Genomic DNA, 22,929 nt, shown 5'->3' with positions numbered 1-22,929 from the left:
CTAAGGTAAGGTCAAGTCAGGAGTTGGGCAAGGTGCACTACCTTCGGTAATCAGCCCGGCGCAATGGTTAGAAGCCCGCAAACTGTGTTAATATGCAAAAAATAATATATTTAACCCTGCTGGTAAGTTGCCTGGGGCTGCTGGCCGCCGGGCGGGCGGGTGCCCAGGCCCCTGGCGCCGCACCCGACGCCGCCCAGGCTTGCCGGCAGGCGCGCCTGCGCCAGGGGCAGGGCCTGGCTGCCGTGGCGGGCGTATCGGTGCGCCACCGCCAAAAAATGGACCGCTACGATGTGAAGTGGTACAAGCTCGACCTGACGCTCGACAACACTTCGCGCAATATTGCCGGCTCGGCGCTGCTGCGGGTGCTGGTAGGCGCGCAGCCCCTCGATTCGCTGGCCTTTGAGCTGTACCAGGCCCCGGCGGGCTCACCGCCCGGCACGGCAACGCTGGTTATCGACTCGGTGCTGGCCGGCGGCCAGCGCTCGCCGGGCGTGCTGCGCCAGGGGCAGGCGGCCACCGCCGCGCTGGCCCGGCCCGCCCCGGCCGGCAGCCTGCTCGATGCCCGCATCTATTACCACGGCACGGCACCCAACGGCAACACCAGCGCCATCGGCAATGCTTTCAATACGGCGACCATCAACGGAGGCAGCTACAACGTTACCTGGAGCTTGTCGGAGCCGTTTTCGGCTCACGAGTGGTTTCCCTGCAAGCAGGTGCTTACGGATAAAGCCGACTCGTCGGCCGTGTCGGTCACGACTACGCTGCCCAACAAGGTGGGCTCCAATGGCGTGCTGCGCCGCACGGTGCTGCTGCCCGGCGGCCGTGTGCGCTACGAGTGGAGTACCCGCCATCCCATCGACTATTACCTGATTTCGGTGGCCGTGGCTCCCTACGTGGAGTACGTCACCTCTGCCAGCCTGCCGGGAGGGCGCAGCATGCCGGTGGTGAGCTACCTCTACGACCAGCCCACAGTGGCTGCCAATAAAACGGCGCTCGATGTGCTGCCGCACACCATTGAATACTTCTCGTCGCTGGTGGGTACCTACTACTTTGCCGATGAGAAGTACGGGCTCTCGTTTGCCCCCATCGGGGGTGGCATGGAGCACCAGACCATGACCACGCAGAGCGAGATGGGGGACGATTTTACCCTGACGGCCCACGAGCTTTTCCACCAGTGGTTTGGCGACAACGTCACCTGCGCTTCCTGGGAAGACATCTGGCTCAACGAGGGCTTTGCCTCCTACGCCGAGTACCTGTACGAGCAGCAATACTACGACCCGCGCGGCTGGATGAACCAGGCGCACAGCTACGCCTATCGTAGCCTGCTCGGCAGCGTGCGCGTGCCCGACACTACCAATGTAAGTCGCATTTTCGACCACGACCTTACGTATAAGAAAGGGGCTTCCGTGATACACATGCTGCGCTACCTCTGCCACGACGATACCCGCTTCTTTCGGGTGCTGCGCACGTATCAGCAGCAGTTTAGCGGCCGCACGGCCCGCACCGCCGACCTGCAGCAGCTGTTTGAGGCCGAGCTAGGGCAGCCGCTCGACTACTTCTTCAACCAGTGGTACCGGGGCAATGGCTACCCCATTTTTACTGTGCGCTGGAATCAGGTCGGCCGGTCGCTTTTTCTGCAAGTGAATGAGGGCGCTACGGCCGGGGCCTCGCCCGGCTTTTTTCGTACGGAGGTAGACTATCAGCTTACCTTTCAGGACGGCAGCACCCGCCTCGTGCGCTTCAACCAGACGCAGGCCGGCCAGGGATTCGTGGCGCCCGTCGATAACATCGTGACCGATGTAGCGGTAGACCCCAACGGCTGGCTGCTGATGTACCCCGGCACCGTGCAGCACGACAATAGCCTGGTACTGGCTGCCCGCGCGACCGGCGTGCCCGAGCTTACCCTGTTTCCTAACCCGTGCCACGACGCCCTGACTATCAGCGGCCTGGCCTCGCCAGCCACGGTCGAAATCTGTGATGCGACGGGGCGCGCCGTTCTACGCCAGCCCGTGCAAGCTGCCCAGGCCGAAGTAGCTACCCAAGCCCTGGCCCCCGGCCTCTACCTGCTGCGCCTGCTCAGCCCCACGGGCGAACGGGTAGGGCAGGGGAAATTTGTCAAACAATAGAAAATCCTAACTATAATATTCTTCTATTTTCTGCGCTATCGCCGCATCGGCGGCGGGCTCGTCAAGCACAGCCTGCAGCAGCGCGTCGAATGAGCAGGCCGACGTAAAGTGCAGCTCACGCACCGGATTGGTAATGAGGCGAATAAAGAGCGGCCTGTCGTTTACCCCCACTAAGTCGAGCGTGATAAGGCCATAGCGCTGGTTACAGCGCCCGCTTTCGGTGCAGTCGGTAGGGTTGGGCTTAAAAAGCTGCTTCACGGTAAGCTCGCGCAGCTGTTGGTGGCGACGCAGGCGGTGGTCGTGGCAGGCGCGGTGATAGCCCAGGGCCGTTACCCGCTCGCCCAGCAGCTGGTAGAGGTGCTCAAAGTTGCCCGGCCCCATGGTGTGGTCGTAAAAAAACAGCGCCCCCTGGCGGCCCTCCTCGTGCAGCAGCTCTACACGCAGCCCGCGCCGGCTGCCAATGCCGCTTTTGCGCAGGTGGTACGCCTTAAAATACGGGCCCAGCCAGTTGCGGTACACCTGTTCCGCCACCCAGGCCGAATGGCGCCGGGCCTGCGCGGGCGTGGGTTCGCCGGCGGGCTCCCACCCGGCTACTGCCGCGCCATTGCGCCGCTGGAAAAGCTGTTGAATAAACTCTAGCACTGCTAAATTCGGGATAACCGCAACAGGGCAGAAACAGGTCCTGCGGCAAATAGTTTCAAACTAGGCCGCTGGCTGGCCGCGGCAAACGAGCAAAAAAAAGCGCCCCTTCTTTGCAGAAGAGACGCTGCCTGACGGGCCGCCGCCGCGGCTCCTGGCTACTTGACCCTGGTCCAGGTCTGCGACCGGCCAATGAGCGAGAAGCCAATGTAGCCTTTCACCTCCATCTGGTTGGCCGACTCCATCTTCATGTAACAGGAATAGGTTTTACCGCTTTCGGGGTCGTAAATTTTGCCATTGTCCCACTTGTTGCCATCGTCGTACACAAAGCCTTCCATAAATACCAGTCCCAGCTTGGGGCGGCTACGCAGCTTAGGGTCAGGGTTTGACACATCGAGTTTGGGCTTGCCGGTAGCCGGGTCGTTGGGAATAGTGAGGGTCACGATTTTGCCGCAGAGTTTATCGCCGCACTTATATATCTCAAAAGTGGCTTTCTTCTCGGAGTTGGTCCAGATACCCAGGGGCGAGAGGGTCTGGGCGCGGGCCGGCGCGCAGGCCGCGCCCAGCCACAGTGCCAGCAGGAGGAAGAGTGAGTTGCGCATCGTAAAGAACGTGAAGAAATGCTGAAGGGTGGATTAGGGTGGAAAGCTACGGTAAAAATCGCGTTGAGCCAGCTATGGCAAGTATACAGCCAGATTTTTGAAAGCAGCTATTCTCGCCGGGGTCTGCCGCTGCCGGCACTTGCCGTCGGCACCGCAGGCTGGGGGCGAACAACAGCAGCATGAGCGAAATTAATGCGCTTGACTTTCAGGTAGCTGCTAAAAATACTGGCCCCGCAGCCCTAAAATATCTGGGAAAACTTGGAACCTCCACCCCCGTAATTAACTTTAACACGCAGTAGCGAGTGCTACGGCCCCGTACAAGTGGCCCTAAGTTGCTGGGAAACGCGTTCGGGGTTATGTGGAACCATAAAGAAAGGAGGTACAAAATGTCTAGTAGTCCCAACCAAATCCTGCCGAGCCTGTCCAATGTAGTACGCCTCACCGCCGTACTCGCCTAAATACACAGCTCGGCGGAGGGCGCTGCAGTGTTGCGGCCCCCTTTCGTTGGACAGGTCTTACTGTGAGACGGCGGCGCTGTACCCCAGCGCTCTCGCTCGGTAAGATTTGAAGGATTAGATGCCCGGTTGGCCCGATGGCACGCGTAAGCGTTCCGCTGTGGGTTAGCCGGGCATCGTTTTTTTAGGCAGTGCCGGGCCGTGCTGCCCTGGTAAAAACAAGCTTTAGCTGCTTTTTAGCGCGGTTCGGAGGCGCTGTACGGTAGCGCGGGCTTTTAGTCCGCACGTTGCTATGCCGAGCACTCGCGGACTAAAAGCCCGCGCTACTTGACCAGCCTTATCCTGATTCCGAAACCTCGCTAGGCTGAGCTATGTACAGTGGTACCACCAGTCGGGTGCAGACTTGCTACAGTTACTTTTTCACAAAATGGCGGAGCGTAGTACGCCGCCTGGCAGGTTTTTTAGCTGGCTTTGCTTTGACCGCTGAATGCCGGCCCGGCGCCTTTTTGCCGGTTGCGTTGACCCGATGTGCGCGCGAATGACCAGCGGCAATCCGATGCTGCACGGGCCGCAGCATCACCTTAGGCAGCGGAGTAGCTGGTACGGCCACCGCCCGGGCCGGCAGCGGGGAGAGCGGGACTACAGCCGTGGCGGGCCGGGCCGCAATGTTTGCCGGCGCGGTGCGGGAGCTATTAATCCGATTGCCTACTGCTGCGCTAGCCGTACTGTTGTCGAGCACCCGGCGCACCTGCATAAACCGCTGCTCGTAGCCGCTGCCTTCTACCTGGCTTATTTTGACGCCCGATTCGCGCCGGGCCGACGAGGCGTGCACAAATCGCAGCGGGGTTTCGCCCGGTGCCGAAATAATGATGCCCGCGTGGCCAGGCGTGGTGCTGCCGGCCGCCGTACCTGTGAAAACGACGATATCGCCGGGTTGCGCCTGGGCGCGGGGTACCGGCCGGCCCACGTCGAGGAGCAGGGCCGTGGAGTGCGGCATATCCACCCCAAACCGGCCAAACACGTAGCGCACGAAGCCTGAGCAGTCGAAACCCGTAGCTGGGCTGGTACCCGCATACACGTAAGGCGTACCCAGCTGCCGGAGCGCAAAGCGCACCAGGCTATCGCGCTGGCTGGCCGCGACCGGCAAGTTTCCCGGCTGGCCGCCCGGCCGGACTGCGGCGTGCTCGGCTACCAGCAAGGCCGCCGAAGCAGGAGCCGGGCCAGGTGCAGCCGGGCGGCCGGCCGGCGGGTGCCGGTAGAAGCGCAGCCCCAGCAGCATTACCAGTAAGAAGCCAAAAATCAACCAGATACTACGCATTTTCAGATAACAGACCAGGAATTACGTGCGCTTAACGGCCACCTTGTGGAGCAGGTTAGCACTGGCCAGGGAAAAGATTGGGTGGCCGGCCCGGTTTAAGCTCTTACTTTGTGGGCATGTTCGCATCAACTTCTGCCTTTTGCCGCCTGGCCGCCGTGGCCGGCCTGCTGGCGGCCGTGCCCGCCGCCGCCCAACCTAAAGTTAAACCCAGGTCAAAGCCCAGCCCGGCCGCCACTGCCGCGCCGGCCAGCGCCGGCACCCTGCGCTACACGCTGGCTATGCCGGCTCCGCAAACGCACTACTTTGAGGTGCGGATGGACTTGCAGGGTTTCGGCCAGGATTATACCGACCTCAAGATGCCGGTGTGGGCGCCGGGCTCGTACCTGGTGCGCGAGTTTGCGAAGCACGTCGAGCGCCTCAAGGCCCAAACGGCCGGGGGCAGCAACTGGCGGTGGAAAAGCTCGATAAGAATACCTGGCGGGTACACCACGCCGGGCAGGCTACTTTCCAGGTGAGCTATGGGGTGTACGCCTACGAAATCAGCGTGCGCACCAGCTTTATTGATGCCGACCACGGCTTTGCCCTGGGCAGCAGCATCTTTATGTACCCGGCCGCCAGCAAGAATATGCCGAGCCAGGTAACGGTGCAGCCCGCCGCGGGCTGGGCCACCGTGAGCACGGCCCTGCGGCCGGTGCCTGGCATGCAGAAGTTCGTGTATCAGTCGGCCAGCTACGACGAGCTGGCCGACTCGCCCATCGAAATCGGCAACCAGAAGGTGTTGAATTTCACGGCTAATAACACGCCGCACCAAATGGCCATGTACGGGCCGTTTACGCTGCCCAATGAGGCGCAGTTTCTGGCCGATATGAAGAAGATTACCGAGGAGGCACAGCGGGTGGTGGGTCAGAATCCCCTCGACCACTACCTCTTCATTGTGCACCACCTCGAAGCCGGCGGCGGGGGCCTCGAGCACCTGTACTCGACCACGCTGGGCGCGCGGCCCGGCACCTACGGCAGCGATGCGGGCTACAAGAACTTCCTGCGTCTGGTGGCCCACGAGTATTTCCACCTCTGGAACGTGAAGCGCATCCGGCCCGTGGCGCTGGGGCCGTTCGACTACGACCACGAGAACTATACCCATATGCTGTGGGTAAGCGAAGGCCAGACCGAATATATGGCCAACCAGATAGCCCAGCGGGCCGGCTTCTATACCGCTCAGCAGTACTACGACCAGCTTGCTACCGTGCTGGGGGGCGTCGAAAACCAGCCCGGCAACAAGCTGCAGCCGGTGGCCATGTCGAGCTTCGATGCTTGGATTCGGGCCTACCGGCCCGATGAAAACTCGCGCAACTCCGAAATCAGCTACTACGACAAGGGGGAGATGGTAGGCATGATGCTCGATTTGATGATTGTCAAAGCCAGCAACGGCCAGAAGCACCTCGACGACGTGTTTCGCCTGCTTTACGACAAGTACTACAAGGGCCTGAAGCGCGGCTTCACCGACCAGGAGTACCAGGATGCCGTGGCCGAGGTGGCTGGCAAGCGCTTCGACGACTTCTTCCAGAACTACGTGTACGGCGCCCGTACCCTCGACTATGCTACCGCCCTCGGCTACGTGGGCCTGAGCTTTACGAGCGCGCCCGCCACTACCAACGGCAGCCTCGGAGCCGCTATTGCCAATCGCAACGGCCACTACATCGTAACTTCCGTGAAGCGCGATGGCACCGCCTGGAACGGCGGCCTCAACGTGAATGATGAGATTTTGCAGCTGAATGGCGCGGCTCCTACCGACGAAGCTGTGAAGCAGGCGCTCTTTGCCTCGGCTCCCGGCACGGCCCTCAAGGTGCAAGCCAGGCACGGAGCTATTACCCACGACCTGAGCCTGACCCTGCAGCCCGACCCCGACCGCAGCTACCAGATTCAGCCGGCCGCCAATGCTACGCCCGACCAGCAGCGCCTGCTGGCTAAGTGGCTGGGTAAGTAGGAGGGCATTACCCCTGAAATGAAAGCAGCCCCGACCGACTGGCCGGGGCTGCTTTCATTTCAGGAGTTTTCTGGCCTGTATCTGGCAAAGAATAACATGCGTTTAGCGGTTCAGCTTAGGGGTTGGTGGCTGGTTTGAGCCTGGTTGGAGACCCTTGCTCTGCCTGAACAGACCCAGGCCAGACACGTACAAAGGACAAAGTGGTTACCTGACCCATTTAGCTCTCTTCGTGTCTGCTCTATGTTTCTCATTCAACAAACCGGCGTAGCCATTGGCGTGTGCCTGCTGGCTATGCTGTGCTGGGGCTCGTGGTCGAACGGGCAAAAGCTGGTGGCGGATGCTAAAGTACCCATCACGCTTTTTTACCGCGACTACGTATTGGGCATTCTGCTGCTTACCGCGGTGCTGGTGAGTACGCTGGGCAGCTTTGGCAGCCAGGGCCGGCCGTTCGTGGCTGATGTGCGGCAGGCGGCAGGGAGCGGGCTGGGCCTGGTGCTGGCGGCGGGCCTGGTGTTCAACCTGGGCAATCAGTTGCTGGTGGCCGCGATTCAGGCCGCCGGGCTGGCCATTGCGATGCCCGTGGGCAGCGGTATTGCGCTGGCCCTGGGGCTGGTAGTAAATTACGTAGCCGAGCCCCAGGGCAACGTGTGGCTGCTGGCGGCGGGCGGCGCATTAGTGTTGGTTTCTATTGCCTGCAGCGCCGTTGCCTATGCCAAAAAGGCCGGCGATAAAGACCAGGGCGGCAAGTCCGGCAACAGCCAGCAAGGCTTGCTGATTGCGGGCGCGGCGGGGGTCGCCAACGGTTTCTTTTTCCGCATGGTTACCTCGCCGCTGGCTAAGGATTTTGCCCACCCCAAGGCCGGAGCGCTGACGCCCTACACGGCGCTGGCGCTATTTGGGCTGGGCCTGGCCCTCAGCAACCCGGTGGTAGAGCAGGTGTTGCGCCATTTTGCTGATACCCCGGAAGCGGCCCAGGTGCGCTACAGTGAGGTGGCGGCCCGTCAGCACGGCATCGGCATTGGTAGCGGGGTGCTGTGGGGCGCGGGGATGGCCGCCCTGCTGCTGGCTTCTACCAAAGCGGGCAACGCCGTCTCGTTTGGCCTTAGCCAGGGCGCTACCATTGTGGCCGTGCTGTGGGGGCTGTTTGCGTGGCACGAATTCAAAGATGCTCCCGCCCCGGCCTATCGCTGGCTTTGGGCAATGGCCATAGCCTACGTGTTGGGGGTTGGCCTCATTGTAGCGGCCCGCCTGGGGTAGGATGGCTTCCGCTGATAAGTAGGTTGGCTGCATATAGTATTTTAGCTTTATTGCCTACGATAGCCGGTTTCCTTTATGAAAAAGCAAGAGCAGCTTGCCGGCCAAAGAGAAGAAGTTTTGCTTCGCTTTTGGCCGGCAGGCTGCTCTTAGTCAGCTACTCATAAGCTCGGCTACTTCACTCGCGTTAGCGCCACTTCCCGCACTGGGGCGATTACCAGCGGCACCTTTTCCATCTTCACCGACGAGGTATCGAGGCCGAAGTACTGGGCCTCGCCCGAAATAAACTGCTTGATGTAGAAGTAGGCCTGCATCACGAGCTTCTCCTGGGTCGGAAAGTCGTTTTCGATAGACAGGTATTTCTCCAGCACCACGAAGCGGAAGTCGCCCGTGACGTGCTGCTTGCTGAGCGAGGCGTAGCGCGAGGTAATATCCACTTCCTTGTTGCGCACCAGGTCTTCGACCACCTTGCGGAAGAACAGGTTGATGCGCTGCTGCACCCGGAAGCCCAGCCGGAAGTTGATGCGAAACACGTCGTCGGGGGCCAGCTCGGTTACCTTATACTCCATGGTATAGGGCTCATCGGTGGTATCGACATGGATAAACCAATAGATATCAGCACGCTTGGGGCGTTTCTGGAAGATAGAATAAATGATTTTCTGCTCAATCTCGCTGGCCCGCTCGGCCGAGGTCAGAAACACGAGGTGGGTGGCGTACTTCGAGATGGACTCGTCGTTGCTGAGCTGCTTGAGCGGCTCGATGTAGGGCTCCATCTTCACGAAGTCGGTGAGGCGGCGCTTGATGTAAAAAGCTTTCAGCCAGACGTACATCACCGCCATCAGGGCCGAGCCGATAGCCAGCGACACCCAGCCGCCGTGCGGGAACTTGAGGAGGTTAGCTACCATAAACGAGCCTTCAATGATGCCGTAGACCCCCACGAAAAGCGCCACCAGCGGGAAGGCTACCCGCTTGATTTTGCGTAGCCACACCGTTAGCAGCACGGTGGTCATGAGCATGGTAAGGGTAATAGCCAGGCCATAGGCCGCTTCCATATTCGAGCTTTCGCGGAAAAACAGCACCACGCCGATGCAGCCAATGAGCAGCAGCCGGTTCATGCTGGGCACGAAAAGCTGGCCCTTGACGTCGGTAGGGTAGTTGAGGCGCACCTTAGGCCACATGTTGAGGCGGATAGCCTCGGCTACCAGCGTAAACGAGCCGGTAATAAGTGCCTGCGAAGCGATAACGGCCGCCACCGTGGCCAGCCCGATACCGAAGAGCAGAAACCACGACGGCATAAGGGCATAAAACGGGTTCTGGCCGTTAAGCTGCTGGCCCTGGTGAGCAAGCAGCCACGCGCCCTGGCCCAGGTAGTTGAGCAAGAGGGTAATCTTCACAAAAGTCCAGCTGATGCGGATGTTGCCTTTGCCGCAGTGGCCCAGGTCGGAGTACAGCGCCTCAGCCCCGGTAGTGCACAGAAATACCGAGCCCAGCAGCCAGAAGCCACTGGGATAATGCACCAGCAGCTGGTAGGCATAGTAGGGGTTAATGGCCCGCAGAATAGTCGGGTTATGCGCAATCCAGACGGTGCCGAGTACGCCCAGCATCGTGAACCACAAAAACATAATCGGCCCGAATGCTTTGCCAACTATCTGAGTGCCCAGGCTTTGCAGTAAAAAAAGCCCCGCAATAATCCCCACCACGATAGGCACTGTCGGGATGGTTGGGTAAATCGCCCGCAGGCCCTCCACCGCCGACGCCACCGAGATGGGCGGCGTAATAACCCCATCGGCCAGCAGGGCCGAGCCGCCAATAATAGCCACCGCCGAGAGCCAGGCCCCACGCCGCCGCACCAGGGCGTAGAGCGAAAAAATGCCGCCCTCGCCGTTGTTATCGGCATTGAGGGTCAGCAGCACGTACTTGACAGTGGTCTGGAGCGTGAGCGTCCAGATAACGCACGAGATGCCCCCGAGCACCAGCAGCGGGTCGATGAGGTCGGGTACGCGGCCACTTTTGAGGATGGACGACATCACGTAGAGCGGCGACGTCCCGATATCGCCGTAGATAATGCCCAGCGCGATAAGCAACCCTGCCCCGGAGATGGCGGTGTGCGAGTGTTTAGAACTCATTTGTTACTAAAGTAATTACTTGGTCAGGTAGCAGCAGGTAAGGCCGGCGGCGCAGTAAAAATAACAGAGGGGGCAACGGGCTTTACGCAGGCGCGTTGGGAATGGCTGGGTCGGGAAAGTAGGCGTCGGCCGCGGGCTCAGGCGCTTCGGCCGCTGTCCGCTCCGCTTCCAGGGCGGCCAGCAGCGCGGCGGTTTCGGCCGCCGCCTGGTCGTGGGCCCGGCTCACGCGGCGGTTTAGCTCACTTACCAGGCGCTGCCAGGTAGCCAGGTCGCCGGGTAGGGCAAAGTGCGCGGCCTCGCGGCCCAGCAGCCAGAGTCGCAGCCGGTTGGTGCCCCGGTGGCCGTAAAGCAGCATCAGGGCGGTGGCCAGCAGGCCAGCCATGGTAGGTAGCGTGTGCAGCCAGTTGTTTAAAAATAAGAGTAGAATAATGGTCAGGCCCAGCCCTCCCAGCAGGTACCACAGCAGCCAGCGCACCGGCTGCACCTCGGCTCGCTCCAGCTCGCGCAACCCAAAAACCTGCCCCAGCACGGTAAGCGAAGTGGCCGTTAGCACCAGGCGGCCGTCGGGGCTTTGCACGGTCGGGGCCGGCGGCTCAGCGGCCGACGCGGGCAGCGTAGCTGCTGTTTCAGCGGCTGGTTCGGCCACCGGCCCGATAGTGGCCGGTGGCCGAATAGCCGGCGGGGCTGTAGCCGATACCGGGCCAATGGGCACGGCGGTACTGCTTCGCACCCAGACCGGGGCGGAGGCCGCGGTCGAAGCCGGGCCCGGAAGCGTAGTAGACGCCGTCAGCGCCCCGGCCGACGCCTCGCCTCAGTTGTTTACTTTCAGCAGCTCAACGTCGAAAATCAGGGCCGAGTCGGGGCCGATGTCGCGCCCCGCGCCCCGCTTGCCGTAAGCCAGGTCGGAGGGAATGTAGAGCCGGTACTTCGAGCCTTCGGGCATCAGCTGCAGGGCCTCGGTCCAGCCGGCGATGACGCCATTTACCGGAAACGTAGCCGGCTGGCCCCGCTGGTAGCTGCTGTCGAACACGTTGCCGTTGATGAGCGTGCCGTGGTAGTGCGTCGTTACCGACGAGCGCAGGGTGGGCTTTTTGCCGGTGCCCTCGGTCAATACTTCGTACTGCAGGCCGCTGGGTAGCGTTACGATGCCCGGCTTGGTCTTGTTTTCGGCAAGGAAGGCTTCGCCTTCGGCTTTGTTGCTCATGGAGTTAGGGTTTTGGGTGTTGTCGTCCGCGTCTTCTTCGCCCCCGCCCAGCTGCTCTTGCAGCTGCTGCATAGCGGTTTGCATCTGCTCCTGGGTTAGGCGGCTGGGCAGGCCCTGCAGGCCTTCCTTGAGGGCGGCGGCCAGGGTGTCGATGTCCAGCTCCAGGCCCTGCTGGGCAAAGTTTCGGGCCAGGTCGCGGCCAATGATGTAGCTGACCTGCTGCTGATTGGTGTCGAGGGTCACGGGTAAAAAAGGATAAAGCGGCCGGCTCGCCAAAGCCGGCCCGGCGTGAAAAATGGGATAACCGGGCCGCGAAGGTCGGCACGGCGGTGCGCTTCTTACGCAAAAAGCCCCGCGGGGGCGGGGCTTTGCAGCGCAAAAAAGTGGTAAACCCGCTCGGCTAGAGGTAGTAATGGTCTTCCTCGCCGCGCAGGTCGAACGTCAGGTTAAGCTTGGCCAGCTGCGCACTCAGGTAACGGAGCGAGCCCAGGCTGCCCAATAGCAGCAGCAGCGAAGGCAGAGCAGTAGTCTTTTTCATGAGAACCGGGGCTAAGTAGTTGAATGGTGCGACAAAGATACGGCATACCCGAAAATATGTTAGGCGTGCCGAATAAATAGCTGGATTTAATTTGTGTATTTGCTTAACAGGCAGGATTTTGTGCAACCGGCAGGGGATATGGGGGAGCGCGCCGGGCCAGCTGCATGGTGCAAGTAAGGTAAAATTATTATTTATTAATATATTACTACAAATGAATAATTTGTCTGGCTTAGCTGGTATGGTCGGCCACAATGACCCACTGGCCGTTTAGCTTCCGGAAAATCAGCAGAAACTGGCCCTGCGCATCGCCGGCCGCTACGCCGGGCCGGGCCAGGTGCCAGTGCCCGATTACCTGCGCCACTTCCGGGCCGAGCGGCGTAATGCGCAGCTGGCTGAAGTCGAGCTGCCCCATCTGCCGGGCGTCGGGGTAGCTGCGGCGGTAGTTGGTCAAGGTAGGCTGCCAGCCGTAGGTAAGGCCTTTTTTGCCGATAAAGACGAGCGAATCGGAATGCCAGTAGCCGGCCATAAAGCCGGGGATGTCGCCCCGGTTCCAGGCGGCCGTCTGGGCGGTGAGCACCTGGGCGATAGCCTGGCGCGGCGTGGGCGGCGCGGCCAGGGCGCAGCTAAGGGCTAGGAGGGTAAGCATATAGAAAATTTTCTATCTAATACCGGCTAGCGGTTCAGCAAGGTAGCTACGTAGGCGGTGCCGCCCAGCGCGCGCATGTTGTGCAGCACGTGCAGCTGCTTGGCCCGCGCCTGCGGGCCCGGCTGGCCGGCCCGGAAGCGCAGCGGATTGGGCAGCACGCCGGCCAGCAGGGCCGCCTCGGGCGCGTTGAGGTCGCGGGCCGACTTGTGAAAGTAGCGCTGGCTGGCGGCTTCCACGCCGAAGGTGCAGTCGCCCATCTCGGCCACGCTCAAATACATTTCCATGATGCGGCGCTTGCTCCAGAGCAGCTCGATAAGCACCGTAAAGTAGGCCTCGGCCGCCTTGCGCACGTAGGAGCGGCCCTGCCACAGAAACACATTTTTGGCCACCTGCTGCGAGATGGTGGAGCCGCCCCGCACGGGCTGGCCGCTGGCGCGGTGCCAGTTGTACTGCGCCGCCTTCCACATGCCATCGACGTCGAAGCCGTGGTGAATGAGAAAGCGCTGGTCTTCGGAGGCCACCACGGCCAGCGGCACGCTGGGAGCCACTTCATCGAGCGAGGTGAAGTCGTAGCGCACGTGGCGCGGGTCGGGCTGAATGCCGTAATAGCCCAGCCCGACCGGCGCGTGGGCACGGCGGTCGAGCATAAGCCAGGTGGCCGGCGGGGCCATCCAGCGGTAAAGCAGCACCCAGGCCACCGTCAGCAGAAAGATTGCGGTCAGGGCTTGCAGCCCCACGCGCACTACCGTGCGCCAGGGTGGCAGAATAGATTCGATAGCGTGCGCCACGGGGCAAAAGTAGAAGCCAGAACCCGGAAGGAGAAAGGAAATGGCCAGCGGCCGGTCCAAAGTGCGGCAACTGGCCGCGCGCCCGGCAGTCATCGGCCGACACTTCTTCGCTTATTCCGGGCTCTTCATACCGGCCAGCGCCTCTGCCGTAATAAAGCCGTGCGCTGCCGCGTGCGTGGCGGCCGTGAGGTAGTCGGGCACCAGCAGCAGCTCAACGCCCGTATCGCGGCGCAAGGCGGCGGCCAGCGGGCCGATGTGCCTGGCCCGGGCCGGCACGCCCACGTCGCGGATATAGATAACCCGAATGCGGCCGGGATACGTGCGCACCACCTCTGCATAAATTACGGGGTCCTGCTGCCCGCTGTCGCCGAGCAGAATAAAAGGCAGGTCCGGGTAGGTGTCCAGTACCTGGTTGATTTCCTTGAGCTTATGGCCGTGGTGCGGCGAGGCATCGGGGTTTTTCCCTTCCGAGCCGGGCGTGCGGCCGAGCAGGGTTTCGCGCAGCAGCAGGGGGCCGGGCGGCACGCCCTGCAGGCGCAAAAAATCGTCGAGTACGTCGTAGAGGTTCCAGGGCGAGGAGCTGACGTAAAAGAAGGGGTTGTCGGGCCGGCCGCTCTGCCCATGCAGCAGGGCCTGGTAAAAAGCCGCCACGCCGGCCAGCGTCTCGTGCGAGTGGGCATTGCGCAGCAGTACCGTGCGCAGCATGCGCAGAATATGGGTGGCCCGCGTCACGATAACCGTATCGTCGAGGTCGGAGATAACGCCAAACTCGGCCGTGGGCGGCGGAATGAGTACCTGGGCCACGCCTTCTACCTGGCCCAGCAGGCCCCGAAACCGGGTCGGGAGCTTCGTCAGCCGCACCGTTACCGGGTACCAGAGGTAGTTGACCGAAGCGGGCAGGGCCGGCGGGTCGAGGCGTAAGGTAAAATAGCCCGTGGGGCCGGTAACTACCGGTAAGTCAAGATGCTGGGGTAGTGAAATAACTACCTCTGCCCCCGGTATCTCGCGGCTGTTGAAGCGCCGGTACATGGCCTGGAAGTTGCGCCACGGCGAGTCGGCCTCGGTCTGGGGCGTGAGGCCGCGGTCAGCCAGCAGGCGCCCCTTCACATAAAAGCGGTGCGGCGTGCCGTAGCTGCGGTACACATCGAGGTGCAGGGGGCGCAATCGGCCCAGCCGGGCGGCCACGCGCGTCATGCCCGCATCGGTCCATTCGAAAGCATCCGCAAGCCACTGGCCTAAATTCATCTGGCAAACCTACGGCGAGCGAAGTATTCAAGCCCTCGTCGCCCTTCTTGCCCAGCTTGCGTAGAACGCAGCGATACCCTGCGCTTTTATGTCTACGCCTCCCACCCACCCAGCGCCTCTGCGTGCTAAAACCCGTAAAAAGCAGTTGCCGCCCCTGCCCGAGCTGGCCGCGCATGAGCTTTATAAAGACCCGGCCCGCCAGGCCGAGCTAGCCGGCCTGCGCTATGCCACCGATGCCGGCCCGGGCCTGCGGCGCACCACTGACGGCGATGGCAACTTTATCTATCTCAACGCGAAAGGCGAGCTAATAGCGGATGAAAAAATACTGGACCGCATCCGCAGCTTCGTGATTCCGCCGGCGTGGACTGATGTCTGGATTGCGCCCAGCGCTACCTGGCACCTGCAGGTGACGGGCCACGACGAAGCGGGCCGCAAGCAATACCGCTACCACCCCGCCTGGGAGGCGGCCCGCTCCCTGACGAAGTTTTCGCGGCTGCTGGCTTTTGGCCAGAAGCTGGGCGAGCTGCGCCGCCAGCTGCGCAAAGACCTGGCCCGGCCGGGGCTCGACCGCGATAAAGTAGTGGCGCTGGCGCTCCTGCTCATGGACCAGTCGTTTATACGGGTTGGCAATGAGGAGTATGCCAAGAAAAACAAGAGCTACGGCCTCACCACGCTGCTCGACAAGCACGCCACGATTGAGGGCGCCGACGTGCGCTTTTCGTTCGTGGGCAAAAAAGGGGTGGCCCATGACGTAACCATTCACGACCGCAAGCTGGCGCAGCTGGTGCGCAAGTGCAAGGAGATTCCGGGCCAGCACTTGTTTCAGTTCTACGGAGCCGATGGCCAGCGCCACCCGCTGGAGTCGGGGCACGTAAATGACTACTTGCACCGGCACACCGGAATTGCGCTGTCGGCCAAGGACTTTCGCACCTGGGGCGGCACCGTGAAAATGGTGCAGTGCCTGGAAAGCGTGCTGAACAGTGACGCGGAGCTGGCCCCCGACAAAGCCATCCGGCAGGCCACCAAAGAAGTAGCCGCCAACCTGGGCAATACGCCCACAGTATGCTCGAAATACTATATTCATCCGCAGGTAACCGAGCTGTTTAAGTCGGGCCGGCTCATCGAGTACCTGCGCCGCCACGATGCCGACCCGCACGACCGCGACGAGCTATCGCCCACCGAGCACCTGGTGCTGGAAATGCTGGCGGAAGTGTAGTTAATTGGTTAATTTTCTACTGGTTACTGATTAATGCTCTTCCACTTATCAGTAGGTATTAACCAGTAAAAGTTATTCATCCTTGAGCCGGTCGTAGTTTTCGAAGCGCTCGTTTTTTTTCGTGGGCTCAGGTTTGTTGAGCGTCCCGTTCGAGTCGGGCTCGTAGCGCAGGCGGCGGCGGGAAGTGGCGCGCAGCACATCCTGGCCCGCTCCGGCGTGGATAACGATTTTCAGGCCGTGGCCACTCAGCTCAAACCTATCATTGCCGCCCAAGCCTTCCAGCGTCAGGCGCTTGGTTTCGCGGGCGTAAAACGTGCGCTGGTAGAACAGCGAGTCGGCCCCCAGGCTGGCGTTGTACACGCGCACGGTGGTGGAGTCGGGGGTGCGGGCCACCACAAAATGGTCGGGCTGCTCGGTACCGGCCACCACGGGGCGCCGGGCCTTCAGCTCGTAGTATTTTTTGGCAACGCCGGGCAGGTTATCGCGGCGGGCCTGCAGGTCGCCCAGCAGGCGCGGGCCTTCGAGCTGATACACGGCCGGGGGCAGGCAGCGCACGGCCCTGGCCAGGGTAGAGTCGGGCAGCCGGGCTTGTACGTAGTGGGCTCCTGCCATAAAATCGCGGCGGCTGAGCAGGTTAAGCGCCCGCTGGTCGACGTAGCGGCCCTGGCCGGTGAGGGCCGGGATATCGTGAAATTTTCGCTTGAAGGTCACGAAGTGCCGCACGGCAAACCTGCGCGTCATCGCCCAGGGCACCAAGCCATCCGAAATCCGGAAAAAAGCCTGGTCGCGGTCTTTGGGTACGGGAGCAAACAGCTTGCCACCGGGCCGGGCGGGGTCGGGCATTTCGGCCCACTGCCACTGGCCGGCGTGGCGGTCCCAGTCGCCGATAAGCACATCGAGCAGGCGGGCCCGCAGCAGGGCCGGCTGGTCGGGGCGGTTGCGCGGGTCGGCGTACAGTCGCTTGCGCATCTGCTCATCGTCGACAAACTTGCGCGCCTGCGGCACCAGGGGCGAGCGCACTTTTTCTCCATCGTATTTTTCTTCGAGCAAGGCCAGCTTGCCCCGCAGGCGCTCGTTGGCTTCCGCCGAGCCCAGGTCGGCGGCATCGGCAGGTACATAAAAGAGGCGCGGGTGGGCGTGCGGCACCCCCAGTGCCTGGGCCAGCGGCGCTACCACCAGCGCCCCGTAGGGATTACCGGCCGAGGTGCAGTCGCGTATAAAGTTGGCGGTGAAGAGCTTTCGCAAAAAAAAGGGTAGAATGTGGGAGGGATCCTTATCGAGCGAGCGCAGCACGTAGGGCCGGTCATCGGCTGCGTGCAGCGTAAGGCTGGTGCTCTGAAAGCCGCCCCCCAGCTTGGTGGGCGTAAGCGGCCCCGCCGCCGGCTCGGCCGTGGCCAGGCGCAGCACGGGCACGCGCACAGGGGCGGCCCACACGGCCCGGTGGTGGGGGCCAAGCAGCAGCCCATAGAGCCAGCCGTGCCGGTTGTATTGGCGGCCAGCCGTGGCCCACACGCTGTCGGCCCCGGCCGGGGTGGTAGCGGGCAGCCGGGCGTCGGACTGGTAAAAATTGCGGCGCGCGCAGCCCGTAGTCAGGCCCAGCGTCAAGCCACCGGATAATAACAAAAAGGTAATGGAGCGCAAGATGAGCCAGAATAACGGGTGTGCGGCAGCCGCTGCTGCCCAGCCGCCTATAACGTAGCTGAACTGGAAAAGATAAGCCGCGCTTAGCTGCTGCTACCGACAACCCGTGGGCCGGCTCATACGCTATACGGGCAACTTTAGGATGCGTGCGCTGTTCGAGTACCAAAGACTAGCAATTAAGTATCAGAAGCCGTTGTTGTGCAGGTGTTTGGAAGTAAGCCACAGGTTAAGCTACTAAAAAGCGGCTGGGCAGTATTACTGGTAAGTGGGCTGCTGGCGGGCTGCGGCGCCCCCACGCCGCCCGCCGCCCGCGAGGCCGGCCCGGTTTTTAATGCCGATTCGAGTGTGGTGCGGGTGGCGGCCGGGGCGCACTATGCCCGGCGCGGCTGGTGGTGGCAGCACCTGTGGGGCCGGCACTACCGCGGCCTGTGGGCAATACCGGTGAGCGCGCCGGTGCTGCGGCTGGGCCGCGCGGGGTTGCTGCCCCTGAGCAGCGGCGGCAGCTTCCAGACCAATACGCTGCACCTGCGCACGCCCGACGGCCGCTTATTTGTGCTACGCTCGGTTGATAAAGACCTGAGCCGTAGTATATCTGCTGCCGGGCTCGACTGGCTGATTGGCCCCGTACTGCGCGACCAGACCTGCGCCGCGCCGCCCTATGGAGCCTACGTGGCCGCCCGGCTCGCCCAGGCCGGCGGCATCTACCATACCAATCCGCGCCTGGTGTATCTGCTGCCCGATTCCGCGCTTGGCAGCTGGGCCCGGCAGTTTCGCCCGGCCCTGTATCTGCTTGAGGAGCGCCCCAGCCACAACCAGCGCCCGGCGCCCGGCTTCGGGGCGGCGCAGCGCATCATCAGCTCTGAGGCCATGCTGGCCGAGGCCCTGCACTCGCCGCAGGCCAGCCTGAAACCTACGGCTTACCTGCGGGCCCGGCTGCTCGACCTGCTGCTCGGCGACTGGAGCCGCCGCGCCGACCAGTGGCGTTGGGCGGCGCTTTCGGGAGCGGGTGGGCGCACGGAGTTCCGGCCCGTGCCGCGCGACCGCGACCAGGCGTTTTTTCGGTTTGATGATGGCTGGCTGACGCGCCTTATCTCGTGGGTGCGCCCTCGCTACCAAACGTTTAACTCACATTTGCTGCCGGCCGATGTGGAGCCGCTTACTACCACGGCGCGGGCCCTCGACCACACGGCCCTGGCGCTGCTGCCCGAACAGGCCTTCGTGGCCGAAGCCGACTCGCTGCGCCGGCTCCTGACCGATGAGGTGCTTGCCCAGGCCATGCAGGCCACCCCGCCCGAAGTGCGGGCGCGCATGACGCAGGAGCTGCTGCCCGCCCTGCGCGCCCGCCGCGACGCTTTGCCCGCCGTGGCCCGGCGCTACTTCGAGGTGTTGCAGCAGGCAGCAGTTGTCACCGGCACCGACGCCCCCGAGCGGTTTGAGCTGCTGGCCGAAGGCCCCGGCCGCCTGCGGCTGCGCGTTTTTGCCCGCAGCCCCACCCGGCCCGACAGCCTGCTCGGCGAGCAGCACTACGACGTGCGGCGTACTACGCGCCTGTCTGTCTACGGCTTAGGGGGCAAAGATGAGTTTAACCTGCGCGGGCGCCTGGCCCCCGGCTTTGCCGTGCATCTGTACGGGGGCGCGGGCCGCAATGTGTTTTTGCAGGAAGATATCCTGGTGCCCAACGCGGATGGAATCAGCGTTTATTCCGGCCCCGACGACCTCGTGCAGGTAGGCCACACTGTGCGGGTGCTGCCCGCCCCTGCGGTGGCAGCACCCGGCACCGCCGCCGAGTGGCTAGGCAGCCAGTATCGCCTGCGCCTGGGTAATAGGGTAGAAAGCAGAGGGGAGTAATACGCCAAACTTGCCGCCGCCCGCCACAATTGGGCCTGCTGTTCAGTTGTAGGGTTGAAAGAAGGAAAATAGGCCTCTACGAGTTGTAAAGTAAAGTATATTATTAATAATTTAATATATTTTATTTTATTAATGTTAAAAAAATAATTTGTCTTTGCGAGTAACGCGCAGCAATCGCACCGCGCACGACACCTGAGCGAGTCGTTCAGGTCGATTGCCGCGCTGCGCTCGCAAGGACAACCGGCTTTTGCGATGGGCTTATGGGCGTTAAAAAATAGACTACAAAGGATTCTTCCCGTCTATAGTGCCGTAACTGCTTAGCACCCGAAAACGGGCGAATAGCTCCTCGCTGTACCAGCCCTCGCGGCGCGTGAGCTGAATAACCTCGCGGTGGCGCGCATTGCGGTAGGCGTACTGCTGCATCGCCGCCGCCGACTCCCAGACGCTGAAGGTGGCCTGGCGCACCAGCGGCAGCTCGCCCAGCCCGATAGCCAGCCGCAGGCCTTCGGCCCCGGCCAGCGCCCGGCTCGTGGGCTCGACGTAGCGCCAGAAGCGCGGGGCCCGCCGCAGCCGGATACTGGCCCGCGTGAGTACGGCCACCGGCTCCTCAGCTTCGGCCCGGCCAGCCCCGGCGGCTGGGGCGTAGTCAAATGGGTTGAGGCCGTCCCAGGCGCCATGGGCTTGCAGCGGGGCCAGCTCAGCGGTCCATATTTCGGCGCTGCGCTGCGCGTAGGCGGCCCATACCGGGTGGCCCGCGAAGAAAGCGGCGGCGTCTTCGGCCCGCTGCCAGGTAGCCAGCAGGCCGTAGCGGCGCAGGTTGGGCCAGAAGCCAAACCCATTGGCCGCCCCGCTGCCCAGCAGCTGAAAAAAGCGCAGGCCCGCTACCTGCTGTAGCTGGCGCGGTGCCGTGGCCATTTGGGCCAGCGCCCAGCGGGCCACGCCGGCTCCGGGCCGGAGAGTAAACAGCGTGAGCGTAGTCAGCATGAGCAGGATAACAGGCAGCCACAAAAAAAGGCCGGAATTGCTTCCAGCCTTTTACTAAAAAACCAATAGAAGGCACTGATTCGTAGCAAAGCTGACTGGCTAAAAATCGCTTTAAGGCAGCTTTTCGGGGGCTAGCGCTGCACCTGGGCGTGCTCGTTTACGTCGTCATCCTTACTACGCTGGCCGGTTACCACGGCGCGGGCGTAGGCGTAGGCCTGCACGAGCAAGCTGCTGGGCGAGTCCCAATATTCAGCTTTGTCTATATCTACCTTGAGAATCATAATGTTGGGGTCGTCTTTGCCCTTGGGAAACCAGCCGCGCATGGGCTCAGTCCACAGCTCGGCAATCTTGGCCTCGTCGCGGTAGGCGCTGGCCCGGCCCGAAATCGACGCGTAGGTATTGGCGCTGGGGTCCGAATAGCTCAGGTTTACCTGATTGTCTTTTTTAACCTCGTACACCTTCGCCGACTCCTTATCGGTAAAGAAAAGCAGCGAGCCATCGGCCTCGGGCTTGATGGTAGCCATGGGGCGGCTGTGCAAGGCGTGCTGCTCGTCGAAGGTAGTAAGCATGGCAATGCGCACATCCTTGATTTTTTCAAAAAGCTTCTGGAGGTCGTGGGTGACCGGGGTTTTCTTATCGGACATGGGAAAAGGAAATTAGGAGGAAACTACAACCGGCCGGCGGCCGGTTGTGGAGCTAGCTTACGGCCGAACCCGCTTCTGGTTTCCCGGTTAGGATAAGTACGCGGCTGGCGGCCGCTTTTTTGCCTTTGCTTATGAATTTTCTGGCGCACCTCTTTCTGGCCGGCTCGCCCGCTGCCCCGGCCTACGCCGACGGGCTGGTGGGCCAGTTTATTGCCGATTCGGTGCCCGGCCGCCGGCTGGAGTGCTACCCGGCCACCGTGCAGGCCGGTATTCGGGCGCACCGCGCCATCGATGCGTTTACCGACCAGCACCCGGTGGTGCGGCGCGGCACCGCCCGGTTGCGCGTGGCCGGCCTGGGCAAGTACGCCGGCGTTGTGTCTGATGTGTTTATGGACCACTTTCTAGCGCGCAGCTTTACCAGCTTTTCGGCCGAAAGCCTGCCCGCCTTCTCGCAGCGTGTGTATGCGCTGCTGGAAGCGCGGCTACCGGAGTTTCCGGCCCCGGTGCAGCGCTTTTTTCCCCATATGGTGCAGCACAACTGGCTGCTGCACTATGCCGAAACGGCGGGTATCGGCCGGGCCCTACAGGGCCTGAGCCGCCGGGCTTCGCCCGGCTCTGGCATGGACACGGCCACCGGGGAGCTGCACCAGCACTACGCCGCCTATGAGGCCGATTTTCGGGAGTTTTTTCCGCAGCTGCAGGCCTACGTAGCCGGGTTGGCGTAGCGCTCCCTATGGCGCGGCACGCCGCACATCGGCGGGCTTGGCAGTCAGCTTGATATACAGGATGATGGTGGCTAGGCCGCCCGAAATGAGGTTGGTCATCAAAATCGGGATATCGTGGATAAGCACCGCGTAGGTGCCCCAGAGGCAGGTGCCCACAAACAGCAGCAGGAAAGTGGGCAGCGAAAGCGCACTCGTATCGCGGGTTTTGATGGTTTGGTAAGCCTGCGGCACATAGGCCACGGTAGTAAGCATAGCAGCTACGCTGCCAACAAGGGTAACAATCGTCATAGGCGACGAAAGTACACTTAAAATCACTCATCTATACCTAAAACAGGAGCAGCTTGCCCCTGGCATACCGCTCCTGTTTTGCTTCCGGTTTTTACTTCTTTTAGTGCTGGTGGCCGCCTTCGCCGTGCACGTGGCCGTGGGCCAGCTCTTCGGCGGTGGCGGCGCGCACATCCTGAACTTTGCCATCGAAGTGCATGACCATGCCGGCCAGCGGATGGTTGAAGTCCATGGTCACCTGCTCGTCGCCGATTTCGACTACTTTGGCTTGCATGTGGTGGCCCTCGTTGTCGGCCATGGGCAGGTAGTTGCCCACTTGCAGCATCTGGTCGTCGAGCTTGCCGTCAATTTCAAATACCTGCTTCGGAATTTCTACTACGGCCTGCTGGTCGTAGTCGCCATACGCCTGCTCGGGCGTGAGCGAGAAGGAGAAGGAGTCGCCGGCGCTTTTGCCGTCTAGCTGACGCTCAAACTCTTCGGGCAGGCCGCTGTGGCCAAACAGGAAAACCATCGGCTCGTCGGCCTCGGCCTGCTCAACCAGTACTTTCTGTTGGTTTTCGTCGGTTACGGAGAGGTCGTAGGTTAGGGTTACGACGGAGTTTTGGGCAATGGCGGCCATAAAAGGGGTGGGTTAAGGGGAACGTAAAGGTAGGGTAGCGGC

21 protein-coding genes and 1 pseudogene are annotated in these 22,929 nt (G+C 62.1%); 7 read left to right on the top strand and 15 right to left on the bottom strand.

All coding sequences use genetic code 11. From position 1 onward, the window contains the following. Positions 1-92: 92 nt before the first annotated feature. A complete protein-coding gene (locus F6X24_RS14120) occupies positions 93-2,126 on the top strand; it encodes a M1 family aminopeptidase (RefSeq protein ID WP_151088635.1) in 2,034 nt (677 codons plus the stop codon). 6 nt (positions 2,127-2,132) lie between these two features. On the opposite strand, the gene F6X24_RS14115 is transcribed toward F6X24_RS14120, so the two are convergent. From F6X24_RS14115 to F6X24_RS14105, 3 genes are all read right to left on the bottom strand, one after another. Then, entirely contained in the window at positions 2,133-2,768 is a 636-nt protein-coding gene (locus F6X24_RS14115) for a hypothetical protein (RefSeq protein ID WP_151088634.1), read from the bottom strand. Between the two features lie 155 nt (positions 2,769-2,923). Next, positions 2,924-3,367: a DUF2147 domain-containing protein gene (locus F6X24_RS14110; RefSeq protein ID WP_151088633.1), complete on the bottom strand. Its 444-nt coding sequence runs from the start codon at positions 3,365-3,367 to the stop codon at positions 2,924-2,926. An 867-nt stretch (positions 3,368-4,234) separates the two neighbouring features. After that, complete coding sequence (locus F6X24_RS14105; protein WP_151088632.1) at positions 4,235-5,140, bottom strand: C40 family peptidase; 906 nt, start codon at positions 5,138-5,140, stop codon at positions 4,235-4,237. Between the two features lie 116 nt (positions 5,141-5,256). Here F6X24_RS14105 and F6X24_RS14100 point away from each other — a divergent pair. The 3 genes and pseudogenes from F6X24_RS14100 to F6X24_RS14090 form a co-directional block, all read left to right on the top strand. Continuing rightward, positions 5,257-5,849, top strand: a pseudogene (locus F6X24_RS14100) (M61 family metallopeptidase); the annotation flags it as partial. Then, positions 5,841-7,124: a M61 family metallopeptidase gene (locus tag F6X24_RS14095; protein ID WP_394349947.1), complete on the top strand. Its 1,284-nt coding sequence runs from the start codon at positions 5,841-5,843 to the stop codon at positions 7,122-7,124. The pseudogene F6X24_RS14100 and the gene F6X24_RS14095, both read left to right, overlap by 9 nt. Positions 7,125-7,364: 240 nt before the next feature. Next, the gene (locus F6X24_RS14090) at positions 7,365-8,381 is read left to right on the top strand and encodes a GRP family sugar transporter (RefSeq protein ID WP_151088629.1); all 1,017 of its coding nucleotides are present in this window, start codon (positions 7,365-7,367) and stop codon (positions 8,379-8,381) included. Positions 8,382-8,551: 170 nt separating this feature from the next. Here the strand turns inward: F6X24_RS14090 and F6X24_RS14085 are convergent, their stop codons facing one another. The 7 genes from F6X24_RS14085 to F6X24_RS14060 all read right to left on the bottom strand — a co-directional run bounded on the left by F6X24_RS14085 (position 8,552) and on the right by F6X24_RS14060 (position 14,925). Continuing rightward, positions 8,552-10,504 carry a KUP/HAK/KT family potassium transporter gene (locus F6X24_RS14085; protein ID WP_151088628.1) on the bottom strand — a complete coding sequence of 651 codons (1,953 nt, stop codon included), beginning with the start codon at positions 10,502-10,504 and terminating at the stop codon, positions 8,552-8,554. An 82-nt stretch (positions 10,505-10,586) separates the two neighbouring features. Then, a complete protein-coding gene (locus F6X24_RS14080; protein WP_151088627.1) occupies positions 10,587-11,234 on the bottom strand; it encodes a hypothetical protein in 648 nt (215 codons plus the stop codon). An 81-nt stretch (positions 11,235-11,315) separates the two neighbouring features. Further along, positions 11,316-11,951 carry an FKBP-type peptidyl-prolyl cis-trans isomerase gene (locus tag F6X24_RS14075; protein WP_151088626.1) on the bottom strand — a complete coding sequence of 212 codons (636 nt, stop codon included), beginning with the start codon at positions 11,949-11,951 and terminating at the stop codon, positions 11,316-11,318. A gap of 157 nt (positions 11,952-12,108) precedes the next feature. Beyond that, entirely contained in the window at positions 12,109-12,246 is a 138-nt protein-coding gene (locus F6X24_RS19010; protein ID WP_191906335.1) for a hypothetical protein, read from the bottom strand. A gap of 229 nt (positions 12,247-12,475) precedes the next feature. Then, positions 12,476-12,892 carry a YybH family protein gene (locus F6X24_RS14070; protein ID WP_151088625.1) on the bottom strand — a complete coding sequence of 139 codons (417 nt, stop codon included), beginning with the start codon at positions 12,890-12,892 and terminating at the stop codon, positions 12,476-12,478. Between the two features lie 26 nt (positions 12,893-12,918). Then, positions 12,919-13,680: a monofunctional biosynthetic peptidoglycan transglycosylase gene (gene mtgA / locus F6X24_RS14065; protein ID WP_229725112.1), complete on the bottom strand. Its 762-nt coding sequence runs from the start codon at positions 13,678-13,680 to the stop codon at positions 12,919-12,921. A 111-nt stretch (positions 13,681-13,791) separates the two neighbouring features. Next, on the bottom strand, positions 13,792-14,925 hold the full coding sequence (locus tag F6X24_RS14060) for an App1 family protein (RefSeq protein WP_151088623.1): 1,134 nt from the start codon (positions 14,923-14,925) through the stop codon (positions 13,792-13,794). Between the two features lie 88 nt (positions 14,926-15,013). Between F6X24_RS14060 and F6X24_RS14055 the strand changes: the two genes are divergently transcribed. Continuing rightward, positions 15,014-16,141: a DNA topoisomerase IB gene (locus F6X24_RS14055; protein ID WP_151088622.1), complete on the top strand. Its 1,128-nt coding sequence runs from the start codon at positions 15,014-15,016 to the stop codon at positions 16,139-16,141. A 72-nt stretch (positions 16,142-16,213) separates the two neighbouring features. Here F6X24_RS14055 and F6X24_RS14050 read toward each other — a convergent pair whose 3' ends face one another. Further along, a complete protein-coding gene (locus tag F6X24_RS14050; RefSeq protein ID WP_151088621.1) occupies positions 16,214-17,782 on the bottom strand; it encodes a hypothetical protein in 1,569 nt (522 codons plus the stop codon). Between the two features lie 204 nt (positions 17,783-17,986). Between F6X24_RS14050 and F6X24_RS14045 the strand changes: the two genes are divergently transcribed. Then, positions 17,987-19,630 (top strand): hypothetical protein, encoded by a 1,644-nt coding sequence (locus F6X24_RS14045; protein WP_151088620.1) that lies wholly within the window; start codon positions 17,987-17,989, stop codon positions 19,628-19,630. 279 nt (positions 19,631-19,909) lie between these two features. On the opposite strand, the gene F6X24_RS14040 is transcribed toward F6X24_RS14045, so the two are convergent. After that, entirely contained in the window at positions 19,910-20,638 is a 729-nt protein-coding gene (locus F6X24_RS14040) for a spheroidene monooxygenase (protein WP_229725110.1), read from the bottom strand. Positions 20,639-20,745: 107 nt separating this feature from the next. Further along, a complete protein-coding gene (locus F6X24_RS14035; protein ID WP_151088619.1) occupies positions 20,746-21,258 on the bottom strand; it encodes a pyridoxamine 5'-phosphate oxidase family protein in 513 nt (170 codons plus the stop codon). Positions 21,259-21,389: 131 nt separating this feature from the next. On the opposite strand from F6X24_RS14035, the gene F6X24_RS14030 reads away from it, so the two are divergent. Then, positions 21,390-21,983 carry an acyl carrier protein phosphodiesterase gene (locus tag F6X24_RS14030; protein WP_151088618.1) on the top strand — a complete coding sequence of 198 codons (594 nt, stop codon included), beginning with the start codon at positions 21,390-21,392 and terminating at the stop codon, positions 21,981-21,983. A 6-nt stretch (positions 21,984-21,989) separates the two neighbouring features. Here the strand turns inward: F6X24_RS14030 and F6X24_RS14025 are convergent, their stop codons facing one another. Beyond that, positions 21,990-22,271: a SemiSWEET family sugar transporter gene (locus F6X24_RS14025; RefSeq protein ID WP_151088617.1), complete on the bottom strand. Its 282-nt coding sequence runs from the start codon at positions 22,269-22,271 to the stop codon at positions 21,990-21,992. 100 nt (positions 22,272-22,371) lie between these two features. Beyond that, positions 22,372-22,887, bottom strand: coding sequence for an FKBP-type peptidyl-prolyl cis-trans isomerase (locus tag F6X24_RS14020; RefSeq protein WP_151088616.1), 516 nt, complete (start codon positions 22,885-22,887; stop codon positions 22,372-22,374). Positions 22,888-22,929: the final 42 nt, after the last annotated feature.

The sequence above is a fragment of the Hymenobacter baengnokdamensis genome, assembly GCF_008728635.1.
Classification (GTDB): Bacteria; Bacteroidota; Bacteroidia; order Cytophagales; family Hymenobacteraceae; genus Hymenobacter; species Hymenobacter baengnokdamensis.
Note: the sequence above shows the minus strand (reverse complement) of the source record. Positions and strands in the feature narration are given on the sequence as shown.